The following is a 13742-nucleotide window of genomic DNA, read 5'->3' as shown; positions in this document are numbered from 1 at the left end:
GAGAACCCCCGGTCTCCCGGGGGTTCTCAGTGGGTGGGCGATACTGGGTTTGAACCAGTGACCTCTTCCGTGTCAGGGAAGCGCGCTACCGCTGCGCCAATCGCCCGTGGTGATGCAGTTTTCAGCGAGGTGGGTACGGGATTTGAACCCGTGTAAACGGATTTGCAGTCCGTTGCCTCGCCTCTCGGCCAACCCACCGCAGATGGGTCCGGCGAGACCCTCTCCGAGCGGATGACGGGATTCGAACCCGCGACCCTCACCTTGGCAAGGTGATGCTCTACCACTGAGCCACATCCGCGCTGGCCGCGTTACCGGCCGAGAAGAAACATTAGCCGATGGTCGTGGCGCACTCAAAACCGGGTCGGCCTACAGTCGAGTCATGAAGGCGTGGATCAACGGCAAGGTGCTGGAATCACCGGACGAACCGGTCCTGAGTGTGCTCGATCACGGGCTCGTCGTGGGCGACGGAGTGTTCGAGACGGCCGCCGTGATCGACGGCGAGCCGTTCGCGATGACGCGTCACCTCGACCGCCTGGTGACGTCCGCCGAAGGTCTCGGGATCGGCCGACCCGACGTCGAGGCGCTCCGCGAGGGGATCACGGCGACGATCGACGGCCAGGAGCTCGCGTTCGGACGCATCCGCATCACGGTGACCTCGGGGAAGGGCCCGCTGGGCTCGCCGCGGGGGAGCAGTGGCCTCACGCACGTCGTGGTCACCGAGCCGGCCGAGCGCCCGCCCGCCGTCAGCCGGATCGCGACCGTGCCGTGGACGCGCAACGAGCGGAGCGCGCTGGCCGGACTCAAGACCTCGTCGTACGCCGAGAACGCCAAGATGGTCGAGTACGCGAAGGCGCGCGGCGCCTCGGAGGCCGTCATGGCGAACACGCGCGGCCACCTCTGCGAAGGCACCGGCTCGAACGTGATGTACGTGCTGGACGGGCAGGTCGTCACGCCGACCCTGCACTCGGGCTGTCTCGCCGGAATCACGCGTGCGCTGGCCATCGAGTGGCTCTCCGGCGAGCTGGACGTGGTCGAGCGCGACGCGCCGCTGGAGGTCCTCTTCGACGCCGACGAGGTGATGCTCGTGGGGACCACACGCACGATCCAGGCGATCAGTCAGGTGGACGACCGCGAACTGCCCGCGCCCGGCCCGATCACCCGGCGCGCGCAGGAGATCTGGCGTGCCCGGGAGGCCGAGTCGACCGACCCGTGACGACGCCCTGAGTCGGTGTCGGTGGTCGTCCCTAGTGTCGATTCCATGACCTCGACGACCGCCGGCGACGCCGTGATCGCACGCCTGCGCGACGCCGCGCAGACGCTGCGGTCGGTCTCGTCGTCCGCCCTCGACGAGGTGCGCGCGATGGTCGCGGCGCGCGATGCGCTCGACGCGGCGATCTCCGAGTCGCTGCTCGCGATCGAGGAGACGGGCGTCCACCGCGAGGAGGACGCGTCCACGGTGCAGACCTGGGCGCGACGCGAGGTGCGTCTCGACGCCGCCGAGACCCGCTCGCGGTTGCGCTCGGCGCGGGCGATGCGACGGCTGCCGGCGATGGCCGAGGCCCACCGTCAGGGCCGGATCTCGGCCGAACACGCCAAGGCGTTCGACTTCGCGCTGCGGCACGTGGGGGAGCCCGAGACGGTCGAGCTCGAGCCGGCACTGCTCGACGTGGCCCTCGTGGCCGAGCCCACCGAGCTGCGCCGGGTGGCACGCCGTTTCAAGGACGTCATGCACCCCGAGGCGCTCGACGAGGCCTGGCTGCGCGGTATGGACCGACGTGACCTGCAGCTGCACCGGTTCGAGGACGGCTGGCACGTGAACGGCTTCCTGCCGATCCAGACCGGTGCACGCCTCCAGGCCTTCCTCACGGCCGCCTCCGCGCCCGGAGAGGCCTGCGACGAGCGCACGGCCGCGCAGCGGCGCGTCGATGCGCTCGACGACCTCCTTGACCGTGTCCTCGCCGAGGGCCTGCCCACGGACGGCACCGTGGCGCCCCAGCTGCACGTCATCGTCGAGGCCGGGACGCTGCGCGAGGCGCTGGCTCCGGGCGCGCAATCGTCCTTCGAGGCCGGCGAGCCCGCCGTGCTGGTCGGCTTCGGGATGATCGGCCGGAACCTGCTGCGCCATCTCGCGTGCGGCGCCACCCTCACGCCCGTGCTCGTCGAGCGGATCGAGCCGAACCTGAAGATCCTTGACGTCGGCCGGGCCGAACGTCTCGCCACCCGGAAGCAGCGGCAGGCGATCTGGCTCCGGCAGGGCGGGGAGTGCGCCACCGAGGGGTGCCGGAACCCGATCGACCACGTCCACCACGAGATCCCGTGGTCGCTCGGCGGACCCACGGACCTCGGCGTCATGACCGGACGCTGCGCCGTCTGCCACACCCACGTTCACTCGCGCGACGGCACGATTCGGGCGGTGGCGTAGGGACGAGGGGCATCGGGGATGCCCCCGTTCGTGCTGCGCCGGGGGTGTGCGTTAGTCTGGTCGTCGCACTCGGGCGATTGGCGCAGTGGTAGCGCGCTTCGTTCACACCGAAGAGGTCACTGGTTCGAACCCAGTATCGCCCACCCGAGGAGAGCCCCGGAACCGCAACGGTTCCGGGGCTCTCGGCATTGCTGGGTCCTCACCTCGTGCTCGCACGTCCGATTCCTGAGAAAAAACCTATTCACGTTGCTTGCCACATGAATAAGTTACGTAGTACGGTCGGACTACTCACCGAGTTGTGCACCCAGCTCGCGTCAGTACGCACCCCTGGGGAAGGGGCAGTTCCATGGTCAACATCAAGAGGCTTCCGTCGCCCATCATCGAGTCCTACGAATGGCAGTGGGAGGGCGCCTGCATGGGTGCCGACTCCTCGGTCTTCTTCTCGCCCGAGGCCGAGCGTGGGATGAAGCGGCACCGCCGTGAGGAGAACGCCAAGGCCGTCTGCGCCACGTGCCCGGTCATCGACCGGTGCCGTGAGCACGCGCTCGCGGTCCAGGAGCCGTACGGCGTCTGGGGCGGTCTCACCGAGTCCGAGCGCACCGAGATCCTCGCGGGCCGTCAGGTGGCCGTCGGCTGAGACCGACCCGGGTGCGGGCGGCGTGACCGGCGCCCGCATGGCCCATCGGGGTCATCTCTGCTGAATCCGCGGTCACGGCACTTGTCGTGATGCGAGCATCCACGCATGAAAGACCTGGTCAAGCGGCTCGCGGCCTGGATGGCCGCGAGCTCGCAGGACGCATCGCTGGTGTGCGGCACCGAGGGCTGCAACGGTGATGCGCGGTACTCGCCTCCCAGTCGGGGTCACGTCAAGACCTGCCTGTGGGTGGGCGACTTCTGAGGCGCCGATCACCCGTGAAGCACGTCGTCGTCGCGATCGCCGCCGCGGTCGCTCTCTCGCTCCTGCCCGGCGTCGCCCACGCGGCCACCTCGGTCGAGGTGGCCCGCGGTGCGCCGCCCTGCGAGCCCGAGTCTCGCACCGCCCGACCGATGTCGAAGTCCGCTCCGGCGACCTACCGACGCGCCGGGGCCTGGACGTACGGCGACTCGATCACGTTTCAGTCGCGGCAGCACCTGCGGCGGATCGTCACCGTCCGCACCGCCGTCGACGCGCACTGGGGCCGTGACACCGAGAGCGCGGTCGACGCGCTGGCGGCCGACGTGCGCCGGCACGGCGCTCCTCCGGTCGTCGTCATGGCGGTCGGCACCAATGACCTGAAGGACGTTCGCGCCTTTCGCGCCCAGGTGGTCCGGACGCGCCAGCTGCTGCCGCGACGCACGCGCCTGGTGTGGGTGGACGTCTACGCCGACGCCGTGACGGGGCACGACGCGGCGAACCGCGCCCTGCGCAGCGTTCGGGGCATCGAGGTGCTCGAGTGGTCGCGACAGAACACCCGGCGGCTGCGCGACGGCCGGTCCCGCCTGCTCGGCGACGGCATCCACGTCAACGCGCGGGGCTGCGAGATCCGCAACGACCTGATCGGCACGGCGCTGACCCGGGCCGCGCGTCGTTGACGCCCCGCGGGGCTCAGGCCAGGACGCCGACGAGCAGCGCGACGATGCCGAGCACGGGAAGCGTGCCCTGGGTGATCGCGGCGCGGGCCTTGCTCCGGTCCGAGAGCAGCAGGACGAGCGCGGCGGCGGCCATGGAGCCGATGCCGGCGAGCACGAGCGCCACGCCGGCGTCGTCCTCGTTCGACAGGACGAGGGCGATGCCGATGCCCGTGACGATGGCGAGGAACAGGTTGTAGAAGCCTTGGTTGTAGGCCATCTGCTTCGTCGCCTCGGCCTCCTGGGCGCTGAGTCCGAACGTGGCGCGGGTCCGCGGACTCGTCCAGGTGACGGACTCCATCACGAAGATGTACACGTGCAGCAGGGCGGCGAGCCCCGCGAGGACCAGACCGATCGTGACCATGGCCCGATCCTGCCCTGCAAAGGGCCCGAGCGCACGCACCGGCGTGCCGCGGTTGGGGGCGGCGCTTAGACTCGCCTCACTCTGATGGACGACGCCGTCGTCCGCCGTCTACCCGAGAGAGACATGGACATACACAGTACGAGCCCCCTGCCTGCACCTGAGGAAGACGCGGACGGGGGGAATGAGAACTGATGTGGGCGCTGACACTGCTGCTCGGCGTCGTGGTGGTCCTGGCGATCACCGCCGTCACCGGGTACTTCGTGGCGCAGGAGTTCGCCTACATGGCGGTCGACCGCGCTCGGCTCGGCGCCCTGGCCGAGAAGGGTGACCAACGGGCCCGGCGTGCGCTGGCCGTGACGCGCCGCACGTCCTTCATGCTGTCGGGTGCCCAACTGGGCATCACCGTCACCGGACTGCTGGTCGGCTACGTCGCCGAGCCGCTGATCGGCGAGTCGCTCGGCACCGCCCTCGGAGGCGTGGACGTCCCCACGGGCGTCGGGATCGCGATCGGCACGGTCGTCGCGCTGCTGCTGTCGACGTTCGTCCAGATGGTCTTCGGCGAGCTGTTCCCGAAGAACCTCGCGATCGCGCGGCCGGAGCCGGTCTCGCTGTGGCTGGCCCGCTCGACGACGATCTACCTCGCAGCGTTCGGCTGGCTGATCACGCTGTTCGACGCCGCCTCGAACGCGCTCCTGCGTGCGCTGCGCATCGAGCCGGTGCACGACGTCGAGCACGCGGCCACGCCGCGCGACCTCGAGCACATCGTCGAGCAGTCCGAGCGCAGCGGCGATCTCCCGCACGAGCTGTCGACGCTGCTCGACCGCGTGCTCGACTTCCCGCAGGCCGACGTGGAGCACGCCATGATCCCGCGCTCGCGCGTCGACGTGCTGCGCCCCGACGCGGGGCTCGACGAGATCCGCACGGTCATGGCCGAGGGTCACTCGCGCTACCCGGTGCTGAGCGAGGACGACGAGGTGCTGGGCGTCGTCCAGCTCGCGGACGTGCTCGAGGCCGACGTCAGGTCGGCCGAGCCCACCGCGGCCGACCTGCTGCGACCAGCGCTCATCCTGCCCACGACGATGGCGCTGCCCGCGGCGCTCCAGGCCCTGACCGGCGAGCGGCAGCAGCTGGCCTGCGTGGTCGACGAGTACGGCGGATTCGCCGGTGTGCTCACCGTGGAGGACCTGGCCGAGGAGCTGGTCGGCGAGATCACCGATGAGCACGATCCCGACGACCCGACGGCCGAGCCACAGCCCGACGACGGCAGCTGGGTGATGGGCGGCGACGTCCACATCGACGAGGTGGAGCGCGCGATCGGTCACGAGCTGCCGCCCGGCGACTACGAGACCATCGCCGGCTTCGTCATCGCCCACCACGGCGCCCTGCCCGAGCTCGGCTCGACCGTCGAGGTCGAGCTGCCGCTGCGCCCGTCCGACCTCGTCGGCGCCGAGGACGTCGCGCCGCCGCTGCTGCGCGTGGAGGTGCTCGCGATCGAGCGGCACGTCCCGGCGCTCGTCCGCGTCACCACCCCCGTCGACGACCAGGCCGAGGAGGCCCTCCGATGAGCAACCCCTGGCTGATCGTCGGCGCCACCGTCGCGCTCATCACCCTCAGCGCGTTCTTCGTGGCCGTGGAGTTCGCGCTCCTGGCCGCCAAGCGGCACCGTCTCGAGGACGCCGCCAGCACGAGCCGCTCCGCCCGGGCGGCCCTGCGCAGCTCGAGCGAGCTGACCCTGCTGCTGGCGGGGTCCCAGCTGGGCATCACCGCCTGCACGCTGGCGCTCGGTGCCATCACGAAGCCGGCGGTCCACCACTGGCTGACTCCGTGGTTCGAGACCTGGGGGATGGCCCTGTGGGTCGCCGACGTCGCGGGCTTCGTCCTCGCGCTGATCATCGTCACGTTCCTGCACCTCGTGGTGGGCGAGATGGCGCCGAAGTCGTGGGCGATCGCTCACCCCGAGCTCTCGGCGACCGTCCTGGCGCTGCCGATGCGCGGCTTCATGTGGCTCACGCGTCCGCTGCTGCGGGGGCTGAACGAGCTGGCCAACCGGTGCCTGCGCCGCGTGGGCGTCGAGCCGACCAACGAGGTCGCCTCGGGGCAGACGAGCGACGACCTGCGTCACCTGGTCGCGCACTCCGCCACCGCGGGCACGCTCGATCCGGCCTACTCGAGCCAGCTCTCGGTGGCGCTCGAGCTCCAGTCGCTGACGGTGGCCGAGCTGCTCGCAGCGGACTCGGAGCCCGTGGGCGTGCCCGCGGACGCGACCGTGGCCGACGTGCGCCGGGCGGCGCAGGAGTCCGGGCACCTGCGGATCCTGCTCCACCAGGAGGACGCGACGCACGGCTTCGTGCACGTGCGCGACACCCTGCTGCACGAGCCGGACGCCCCCGTGCGTGCGCTCGTCCGGCCGGTGCTCGCGCTCGACCCGACCACCCCGGTGTTCAGCGCACTCGCGTCGATGCGGGAGTCGCGCAGCCACCTCGCCGTCGTCGGCGCGCCGGGCACGAACGGGGTCCACGGCGTCATCACGATGACCGACGTCCTGGACCGGTTGTTCCCCACGCCGACGCAGGCCGTCTAGGCCGGCGCGGCACTGGAGCGTCGGGAGACTGGGAGACTGGTTCGCGTGTACGTGAAGATCTGTGGACTCCGCACGGCCGAGCACGCGCGCGCGGCGGTGGACGCCGGCGCCGACGCGATCGGCGTCGTCATGAACGCGACGAGCCCGCGCCGGGCCACCGACGACGAGGCTCGCGCGGTGGTCGAGGCGTCGGGCGCCGCCGACACCGTGCTCGTGGTGAACGACCTCCCGTCGGCCGAGGCGGCGAGGACCGCGCAGCGGCTGGGCTTCGACGTCCTGCAGCTGCACGGGCGTGTCTACGGCGAGGCCGACTTCGCCGCGGCCCTCGCGGTCATCCCGCGCGTGTGGCGGGCCACCTCGCTCGACCTCGACCCGCCGCTCGAGGTCGGGGCGTGGGGCGAGGAGGCCTTGCTGCTCGACGCGCCGAAGCCCGGCTCGGGCGAGCGCTGGGACCTGTCGGAGCTCGCCGAGCGCGCGCCCGACGGCCGGTGGCTGCTGGCCGGCGGACTCTCGCCGGCCAACGTCGCCGAGGCCGTGTCGGCGGTCCGTCCCGGTGGGGTGGACGTCTCGAGCGGCGTCGAGGTCGCGCCGGGGGAGAAGTCCTCCGACCTCATCCGCGCGTTCGTCGCGGCGGCGCGTCGGGGCTGACCCGGGCGGTCGGCCGGACCATTGCGGCCACGACCGCCGCGAGGGCGGCCACGACGAAGGTCGTCCGCGCGTCCGAGGCCTCGTCGACCGCGCCGAGGGCCGACGAGCCCGCGGCCTGCCCGAGGGCGAGCACGAGGAACGCCCAGCCCACGCCTGCGGCGGGACTGCGGGGGTGCACGCGCGTGGCCCACACCAGCAGCAGGCCGGTGACGGCGATGTAGGCGGCGCCGAAGGAAGCGGCGGCCACCGAAGCGGTCGCGAGCCGGCCCGGCGCGACGGCCAGCAGTGCCGTGGCGCCGGCGAGGAGGAGCGTCGCACCGGACCACGCCGCGGGGATCCCGAGTCGTGCGGCGAGATCGCCGGCGCCGGCGCCCAGGACGCCCAGGGCGCCGAGCAGGATCCACGCGACGGTGGACCCCTGCTCGTCCAGCCCCTCGGCGACCATGAGGTCGCGACCGAACGTCCAGACGGCGGCGCTCGCGGCCCCGGCGAGGACTGCGGCCACCGTGAGGTGCAGGCTCCCCGGCGGGAAGAAGGGCCGCGGCAGCAGTCCGGTCGGCGGAGCGTCACCGCGGTCGCCCGGGACCCGGACGGCGGCCCAGAGCGTCGCGAGCGAGGCGAGGATCGCGAAGGACAGCCAGGCCTCGCGCCACTCGTCGCGGGTCAGCAGGGCGATCGGGCCGGCGATGGCGACCCCCACGCCGGTGCCGGCGTTGACGACCGTCTGGACGCGCCCTTGTCGCTCCGAGGCCACCCGGTGCGCCACCGCGTGGGCGAGAGCGGGGGACACCAGTCCGGTGCTCGCCCCGCCCAGCAGGACGCCGAGCACCAGCGCGGGTGTGCTGCCGGCGAGCGCGATCGTCAACGTGCCCGCCGTCGCGAAGGCGCCGGCGGTCACCGCCACCCCCCGGGCGCCGAGCCGCGGCGTGAGCACCGACGCGGCGAGCACCGCCACGCAGTAGACGACGTACCCGCCGGAGGCGATGACTCCGGTGGCGGTCGCGTCGAGGGAGAACTCGTCGCGGAACGAGGGCACGAACAGGCCGTACGCGAACCGGGCGAGCCCGTAGCAGGCACCGATCAGGCACAGGCCGGCTGCGCTCAGTGCCAGCTCCTCGCGACGGGTCATCGGGCTCCTCACTTCACAGATCTGTGAATACGTCTCGACGCTACTACACTGATCGGTGAACAGCAGGGGAGCGAGGATGGACGCGATGACCACCGACGAGGGCGAGCTGGTCCTGCCCGACCTCACGCCCGCGGCCGGGCGCATCCTCGACGCGGCCGCCGAGCTCTTCTACCTCCACGGGATCCACGCCGTGGGGGTCGACACGATCGCCGACGCGTCGGGTGTCACCAAGCGCACGCTCTACGACCGGTTCGGCTCCAAGGACGTGCTCGTGGCCACGTACCTGCGCGCCCGGCATGCCGCGTGGTGGGCACGTCTCGACGAGCGACTGGCGGAGGCACCGGAACCGCGCGCCCTGGCGGTCTTCGACGCTTACGCGCAGGACGCGCCGTCGGTCGAGCGAGGGTGTGCGTTCCTCAACGCCGCGGGCGAGCTGCCGGCGGGCCACCCGGCGCACGCCGTGATCCGTGCGCACAAGCACGCGGTGCGGGTGCGCCTGGAGGAGCTCGTGCGGGCCGATCGGCCGGACCTCGACGCGGCCGCGACGGCCGAGCACCTGTTCCTGCTCCTGGAGGGCGGCGTCGCGCAGCGCGGGATCGACGGCGACGCGCGCCTCATGCGCTCGGCGCGCGAGCTGGCGGCTCGTCTCCTGGGCTGACCGGAGGGAAGCCGCCGAGCCGCACGAGGTTCCCGTGTGGATCGATGACGTGGAACTCCGTGGCTCCCCACGGCTCGTTCCGTGGCTCGCTCAGGACCGACGGGGCGGTCACCTCCACCCCGCTCCAGGCCGCGTGACAGGCCCGAGCGGCGTCCGGATCGGCGAAGCGGACGTAGCAGGCCACGTCGTTCGTCCACCGGTCCACGGCGAGGTCGCGCCAGAAGTGCAGCTCGATCCCGAGGTCCTCGTGACGCAGGACGAGGTACTCGTCCCACCGGCCCCGCTCGACGAAGCCGAGGTCACGCCAGAACGTCGCGGTGGTGTCGAAGTCCGCGCTGGGCAGGATCGGGATGGTTTCCGGCATGGGTCGAGTATCGCCTTCGGGCTGCCTTGGTCGTCGATCCCGCTGGGAGGAGATCAGCGGTCCCTCCGCATCGTCCAGACGTTGTGGTCGCCCTCCCGGGCGTAGTCGAGGGAGTCGAGCGCCGCCCACGCGAGCGCGAGTCCGCGACCGGACTCGGACATGAGGTCGGGCATCACGGTGCTGAGGTCGCCCTCGTACTCCTGCCCGTCGTCGGACAGTACGCCCTCGAGCACCTCGGGCAGGACCCGCAGCTCGAACGACCACTGCACGCGACCCGACGGGCGGCCGTGCTCGACGACGTTGCCGGCGATCTCGATGACGGCCGTCTCGAGCATCATGAACGCCGCGCCCTCCACCTCGGAGTGCGCGCTGCGGGCGCGCTCGAAGAGGTCGTGCAGCTCCTCGAGACCGTCGGGGACGGCCCACCCGCGCAGCGAGAGGTCGCCGTCCGCGTCACCACTCACGGCGCGCCTCGTCGACGTCGGCGAAGGGGCGCAGCACCCGGTCGAGGTTCGTCAGGCGCAGCGCCGCGAGGGCCTGCTCGGGCGCCCCGGCGATGCGCAGGTCGCCGCCGGCGACGCGCGCCGACTTGAGCCCGTTCACGAGCGCACCGAGCCCGGACGAGTCCACGAACGTCGTGGCGGAGAGGTCGACGACGATCCGCCGGCCGCCCGTGGCGATGCTCTCCTCCACGGCGGTGCGCAGGTGCGGAGCCGCGACCATCGTCAGGCGTCCCTCGCAGCGCAGGACGGCGACGTCGTCGGTGAGGGTCTTCTCGATCTGCATCAGGACTCCAGTTCCTCGGCGGGTTCGTCGGGGCGGAACAGCGCCGCCTTGTAGATGATGCTCAGCACCAGCAGGTCGTACGCCACCCACACCACGTTGACCGCGGTGCCGATCACGCTGTCGGCGGCGCCGGTCCACAGTCGCACGACGCCGATCACGCACGCACCGACGAGCACGACGGTGGCCACGATCTGTGGCCAGATGAGCCGCCACGGGAAGCCGCCGCCGGCCTGGCGGGTCTTGGGGGTCACGACGAAGCCGAGCGGTCGGTTCAGGAAGACGTTCGCGGCGGCCGTGGTGCACGCCCGGATCCACAGGGGGAAGAGGGCGAGGCTGTACTGGTGGCCGCGCCATGTCTTCACGCCGTACCCGACGACGAAGAAGAGCAGCTGGTTGAGGATCACGTAGGGCAGGAAGCGGGCCAGGAACTCCATCCCGTACGCGTGCACGGGCAGCACGCCGAAGCACAGGTAGAACACCGGCGCGGCCATGAAGATCACCGCGGCGAAGCCCGACAGGTAGCTCCACATCGTGCCGAAGTACATGAGGCGCTGGGCCGCCGAGAGCCCTTTCTGCACGAGCGGGTTCTCGCGCAGCAGGACCTGCAGCGTGCCCTGGGCCCAGCGCAGGCGCTGCTGGAGCATCGTGCGCAGGTCCTCGGGAGCGAGGCCGTGGGCGAGGATCTCGTGGTGGTAGACCGATTTCCAGCCCAGCGAGTGCAGCCGCATGCACGTGGCCATGTCCTCGGTGACCGAGACGGTGGCCAGCGGCATCATCGGCTGCGCCTCGTCCTGACGGTCGACGTCCACCGCGCGGATCAGCGCGGCGACGGACTCGAGCGCGCCGATCGGCGACCACTCGCGGTCGGAGAGCCGGTCGAGCGCCTGCTCGTCGACGACGAGGGTGCCGATCTCGTCGTCGAGGTCGACGGGGGAGTAGCGCGCGATGACGGCCAGGTCCTCGCGCATGGCGGCCAGGTCGCGGTCGACGGCGCTGCGGCTGACCCGGTCGACCTCCTGCTGGAACGCGAAGGTCACCTCCGAGACGGGCGCGCCCGCACGCAGGTCGCGCGATGCCCGCTGGGCGACGGCGCGCAGGCCCTCGAGGCCGGCCGCGACGTCGGGGTGCTGGGTCCGCGTCGCCCGCGCGGCCTTCGCGAGGATCCGCTGCGAGGCCCGCAGGGCGGAGTCGACGGCCGTCTCGACCTCGCGGACGTAGCCGACGATGCCCAGCTGCATGAGGGCCTCGCGTCGCAGCACCGCGTTCGACCCGCAGAAGAAGGCGGCGTTCCAGCCGTCCTTGCCCTGCTGGATCGGACCGTAGAACAGCGGCGCCTGACTGCCGAGGGGATCGGAGTCGGTGACGTTCGTGAACCACTGGGGCGTCTGCACGAGCGCCACCGCGGGATCGCGGAACCAGCCGAGGGTGCGGTCGAGGATCGCCGGATCGGGCACCTGGTCGGCGTCGAGGATCAGCATGAACTCGCCGTCGGTGGCGAACAGCGCGTTGTTGAGGTTGCCGGCCTTGGCGTGCCGGGGACGGTCGGTCCAGTCGTCCGTGCGGGTCAGGTAGCCGATGCCGAGCTCGGCCGCGGCGGCGGCGAGGTCGGCACGGCTGCCGTCGTCGAGGATCCATGTGCGATGCGGGAACGTGATGTTCTGCGCGCCACGGGCGGTCTCCATCACCATCTCGATCGGCTCGTCGTACGTCGTGATGAACACGTCGACGGTCGCGCCCTCCGGAGGAGGAGGGGCCTCCCCGCGCACCTTGATGCGCCACATCGTCAGGCCGAAGAGGAACGAGTCGACCAGTGCGTACGTCTCGGCCATCACGAGCGGCACGGCGATCCACCAGTTGTCCCAGTTGACCGACCAGCCCCACCGCCACACGACGTACGACGTGCCGGTGAGGAGGGTCAGCACGACGAGGATGCGGACCAGCAGCTGGCGCCTCACGAGGGCAGCCTCCTGATCGCGACCGCGGTGAGGTCGTCCGCGAGCTCGTGCGTGCGGGCGTAGTGCTCGATCCGCCCGATCACCTCGGCGGGCCGCTCGACGGTGCGGACGAGGTCGGTCGCCACGGCGACCACGGCGTCCTCCTCGGGATAGATGTCCAGGACGCCGTCGCTGACCAGCAGCAGGGTCTCGCCGGGCTCGAGACGCTCGGCGCGGGCGGCCCACGTGTCGTCGGGGAGCGCGCCGAGCGGGAGATCGGTGGACTCCAGCCGGCGCGCCGGGCCCTCCGGCGGCACGATCAGCGTGAGGCCGTGGCCCGCGTCGACGTATTCCAGGGCACCGGTCCCGGGCGTGATCCGGCAGGCGAACAGCGTCGCGAACGTAGAGGTCTCGGTGAAGTCCTCGGTCATCCCCACGGCGGTGCGGCGCACGGCCTCGGCCAGCGGGTTGAACGGCGAGGCCACCCGCATCATCGAGCGGATGCCGGCGGCGAGGACGGCCGAGGTCATGCCCTTGCCCATGACGTCGGCCACGACGAACTGGAAGGAGTCGTCCACCAGGCTCCAGTCGTAGTAGTCGCCGCCGACGAGTCGCGCGGGGACGCAGCAGCCGGCGATCTCGTAACCGGGGACCTCGAGCGGCCGGTACGGCAGCAGCCGGCGCTGGACCTCGCGGGCCTGCACCTCGTCGGCGTCCATCGCCAGCTCGCGCTCGACCCAGCGACCGAGGTCGCCCAGCAGGTCCAGCTCGGTGGGCGACAGGTCGCGGGGATGGTCGTCCACGAGGCACAGGGCACCGACGAGCTCGCCGCCCGGTGCCGCGAGCGGCTGGCCGACGTAGAAGCGGATGTCGCCGGCCTCGACGCCGGGATGCTGGGCGAAGCGATGGTCGAGGCGGGCGTCGCGGACGACCAGCGGATTCGGGTCGGCGACCGCGCGCGAGCAGAAGGACTCGTCGAGCGGCGTGTCGCCGAGGTCGAACCCGACGGCCGCCTTCGTGAACTGGCGCCGGTCGTCGACCAGGTTCACCGCCACCTTCGGCACGTCGAACAGCCGCTGCGCGAGGCGCACGACCTGGTCGAACCGCTCCTCGGCGGGTGTGTCCAGCACGTTCAGGTCGCGCAGCGCGCTCACCCTGGCGCGCTCCCGAGATGCATCCACGAGATCAGCCTTCGTCGAGGCCCCGGCGGGGCCTGTTCCGAACATCGTAGGCACCATCAGCCCCGAT

The 13742-nt window shown here is 71.7% G+C and carries 16 protein-coding genes and 4 tRNA genes; 10 read left to right on the top strand and 10 right to left on the bottom strand.

Annotated elements, in window-relative coordinates; genetic code table 11:
- Positions 1–34 precede the first annotated feature (34 nt).
- From ACGWYL_RS14920 to ACGWYL_RS14910, 3 genes are all read right to left on the bottom strand, one after another.
- Positions 35–106, bottom strand: a tRNA-Val gene (locus ACGWYL_RS14920).
- A gap of 21 nt (positions 107–127) precedes the next feature.
- Positions 128–198: transfer RNA gene (locus ACGWYL_RS14915), tRNA-Cys, on the bottom strand.
- A gap of 28 nt (positions 199–226) precedes the next feature.
- A tRNA-Gly gene (locus tag ACGWYL_RS14910) sits at positions 227–298 on the bottom strand.
- Between the two features lie 81 nt (positions 299–379).
- Between ACGWYL_RS14910 and ACGWYL_RS14905 the strand changes: the two genes are divergently transcribed.
- From ACGWYL_RS14905 to ACGWYL_RS14880, 6 genes are all read left to right on the top strand, one after another.
- The gene (locus tag ACGWYL_RS14905) at positions 380–1213 is read left to right on the top strand and encodes an aminotransferase class IV (protein ID WP_395487574.1); all 834 of its coding nucleotides are present in this window, start codon (positions 380–382) and stop codon (positions 1211–1213) included.
- Between the two features lie 45 nt (positions 1214–1258).
- Positions 1259–2422 carry a DUF222 domain-containing protein gene (locus ACGWYL_RS14900; protein WP_395487573.1) on the top strand — a complete coding sequence of 388 codons (1164 nt, stop codon included), beginning with the start codon at positions 1259–1261 and terminating at the stop codon, positions 2420–2422.
- Between the two features lie 71 nt (positions 2423–2493).
- Positions 2494–2565 (top strand) — tRNA-Val (locus ACGWYL_RS14895).
- A 203-nt stretch (positions 2566–2768) separates the two neighbouring features.
- Positions 2769–3059, top strand: coding sequence for a WhiB family transcriptional regulator (locus tag ACGWYL_RS14890; protein WP_179424212.1), 291 nt, complete (start codon positions 2769–2771; stop codon positions 3057–3059).
- A gap of 105 nt (positions 3060–3164) precedes the next feature.
- A complete protein-coding gene (locus tag ACGWYL_RS14885; protein ID WP_179424213.1) occupies positions 3165–3320 on the top strand; it encodes a hypothetical protein in 156 nt (51 codons plus the stop codon).
- Between the two features lie 14 nt (positions 3321–3334).
- Complete coding sequence (locus tag ACGWYL_RS14880) at positions 3335–3994, top strand: hypothetical protein (protein WP_179424214.1); 660 nt, start codon at positions 3335–3337, stop codon at positions 3992–3994.
- Positions 3995–4007: 13 nt separating this feature from the next.
- Here ACGWYL_RS14880 and ACGWYL_RS14875 read toward each other — a convergent pair whose 3' ends face one another.
- Positions 4008–4394: a DUF1304 domain-containing protein gene (locus ACGWYL_RS14875; RefSeq protein WP_179424215.1), complete on the bottom strand. Its 387-nt coding sequence runs from the start codon at positions 4392–4394 to the stop codon at positions 4008–4010.
- A gap of 191 nt (positions 4395–4585) precedes the next feature.
- On the opposite strand from ACGWYL_RS14875, the gene ACGWYL_RS14870 reads away from it, so the two are divergent.
- From ACGWYL_RS14870 to ACGWYL_RS14860, 3 genes are read left to right on the top strand one after another with little or no spacing between them, the layout of a single operon-like run.
- Complete coding sequence (locus ACGWYL_RS14870) at positions 4586–5959, top strand: hemolysin family protein (RefSeq protein WP_269302468.1); 1374 nt, start codon at positions 4586–4588, stop codon at positions 5957–5959.
- Complete coding sequence (locus ACGWYL_RS14865) at positions 5956–6975, top strand: hemolysin family protein (protein ID WP_179424216.1); 1020 nt, start codon at positions 5956–5958, stop codon at positions 6973–6975. Before ACGWYL_RS14870 ends, ACGWYL_RS14865 begins: the two co-directional genes overlap by 4 nt.
- A 45-nt stretch (positions 6976–7020) precedes the next feature.
- Positions 7021–7623 carry a phosphoribosylanthranilate isomerase gene (locus ACGWYL_RS14860; RefSeq protein ID WP_395487572.1) on the top strand — a complete coding sequence of 201 codons (603 nt, stop codon included), beginning with the start codon at positions 7021–7023 and terminating at the stop codon, positions 7621–7623.
- On the opposite strand, the gene ACGWYL_RS14855 is transcribed toward ACGWYL_RS14860, so the two are convergent.
- Positions 7586–8752 carry an MFS transporter gene (locus ACGWYL_RS14855; protein ID WP_395487571.1) on the bottom strand — a complete coding sequence of 389 codons (1167 nt, stop codon included), beginning with the start codon at positions 8750–8752 and terminating at the stop codon, positions 7586–7588. The genes ACGWYL_RS14860 and ACGWYL_RS14855 overlap by 38 nt on opposite strands.
- Before the next feature lie 85 nt (positions 8753–8837).
- On the opposite strand from ACGWYL_RS14855, the gene ACGWYL_RS14850 reads away from it, so the two are divergent.
- The gene (locus ACGWYL_RS14850) at positions 8838–9410 is read left to right on the top strand and encodes a TetR/AcrR family transcriptional regulator (protein WP_395487570.1); all 573 of its coding nucleotides are present in this window, start codon (positions 8838–8840) and stop codon (positions 9408–9410) included.
- Here ACGWYL_RS14850 and ACGWYL_RS14845 read toward each other — a convergent pair.
- From ACGWYL_RS14845 to ACGWYL_RS14825, 5 genes are read right to left on the bottom strand one after another with little or no spacing between them, the layout of a single operon-like run.
- Positions 9367–9774 carry a VOC family protein gene (locus tag ACGWYL_RS14845; RefSeq protein ID WP_179424219.1) on the bottom strand — a complete coding sequence of 136 codons (408 nt, stop codon included), beginning with the start codon at positions 9772–9774 and terminating at the stop codon, positions 9367–9369. The genes ACGWYL_RS14850 and ACGWYL_RS14845 overlap by 44 nt on opposite strands.
- 53 nt (positions 9775–9827) lie before the next feature.
- Complete coding sequence (locus ACGWYL_RS14840) at positions 9828–10238, bottom strand: ATP-binding protein (RefSeq protein ID WP_395487569.1); 411 nt, start codon at positions 10236–10238, stop codon at positions 9828–9830.
- On the bottom strand, positions 10228–10560 hold the full coding sequence (locus tag ACGWYL_RS14835; protein WP_269302459.1) for an STAS domain-containing protein: 333 nt from the start codon (positions 10558–10560) through the stop codon (positions 10228–10230). Before ACGWYL_RS14835 ends, ACGWYL_RS14840 begins: the two co-directional genes overlap by 11 nt.
- Positions 10560–12515: a glycosyltransferase family 2 protein gene (locus ACGWYL_RS14830; protein WP_269302457.1), complete on the bottom strand. Its 1956-nt coding sequence runs from the start codon at positions 12513–12515 to the stop codon at positions 10560–10562. Before ACGWYL_RS14830 ends, ACGWYL_RS14835 begins: the two co-directional genes overlap by 1 nt.
- On the bottom strand, positions 12512–13675 hold the full coding sequence (locus ACGWYL_RS14825; RefSeq protein ID WP_395487568.1) for a PP2C family protein-serine/threonine phosphatase: 1164 nt from the start codon (positions 13673–13675) through the stop codon (positions 12512–12514). Before ACGWYL_RS14825 ends, ACGWYL_RS14830 begins: the two co-directional genes overlap by 4 nt.
- Positions 13676–13742 lie beyond the last annotated feature (67 nt).

The organism is Aeromicrobium sp. JJY06 (assembly GCF_044069275.1).
Lineage (GTDB): Bacteria > Actinomycetota > Actinomycetes > Propionibacteriales > Nocardioidaceae > Aeromicrobium > Aeromicrobium tamlense.
The sequence above is the reverse complement of the archived record's forward strand: the minus strand, read 5'-3'. Positions and strand labels throughout refer to the sequence as shown.

What these genes read in the sequence shown, in the direction of transcription:
- ACGWYL_RS14870 (WP_269302468.1), top strand. Translation starts at nt 4,586, where the DNA reads ATGTGGGCGCTGACACTGCTGCTCGGCGTCGTGGTGGTCCTGGCGATC.
- ACGWYL_RS14900 (WP_395487573.1), top strand. Translation starts at nt 1,259, where the DNA reads ATGACCTCGACGACCGCCGGCGACGCCGTGATCGCACGCCTGCGCGAC.
- ACGWYL_RS14865 (WP_179424216.1), top strand. Translation starts at nt 5,956, where the DNA reads ATGAGCAACCCCTGGCTGATCGTCGGCGCCACCGTCGCGCTCATCACC.
- ACGWYL_RS14885 (WP_179424213.1), top strand. Translation starts at nt 3,165, where the DNA reads ATGAAAGACCTGGTCAAGCGGCTCGCGGCCTGGATGGCCGCGAGCTCG.
- ACGWYL_RS14835 (WP_269302459.1), bottom strand. Translation starts at nt 10,560, where the DNA reads ATGCAGATCGAGAAGACCCTCACCGACGACGTCGCCGTCCTGCGCTGC.
- ACGWYL_RS14850 (WP_395487570.1), top strand. Translation starts at nt 8,838, where the DNA reads ATGACCACCGACGAGGGCGAGCTGGTCCTGCCCGACCTCACGCCCGCG.
- ACGWYL_RS14905 (WP_395487574.1), top strand. Translation starts at nt 380, where the DNA reads ATGAAGGCGTGGATCAACGGCAAGGTGCTGGAATCACCGGACGAACCG.
- ACGWYL_RS14890 (WP_179424212.1), top strand. Translation starts at nt 2,769, where the DNA reads ATGGTCAACATCAAGAGGCTTCCGTCGCCCATCATCGAGTCCTACGAA.
- ACGWYL_RS14845 (WP_179424219.1), bottom strand. Translation starts at nt 9,774, where the DNA reads ATGCCGGAAACCATCCCGATCCTGCCCAGCGCGGACTTCGACACCACC.
- ACGWYL_RS14875 (WP_179424215.1), bottom strand. Translation starts at nt 4,394, where the DNA reads ATGGTCACGATCGGTCTGGTCCTCGCGGGGCTCGCCGCCCTGCTGCAC.
- ACGWYL_RS14855 (WP_395487571.1), bottom strand. Translation starts at nt 8,752, where the DNA reads ATGACCCGTCGCGAGGAGCTGGCACTGAGCGCAGCCGGCCTGTGCCTG.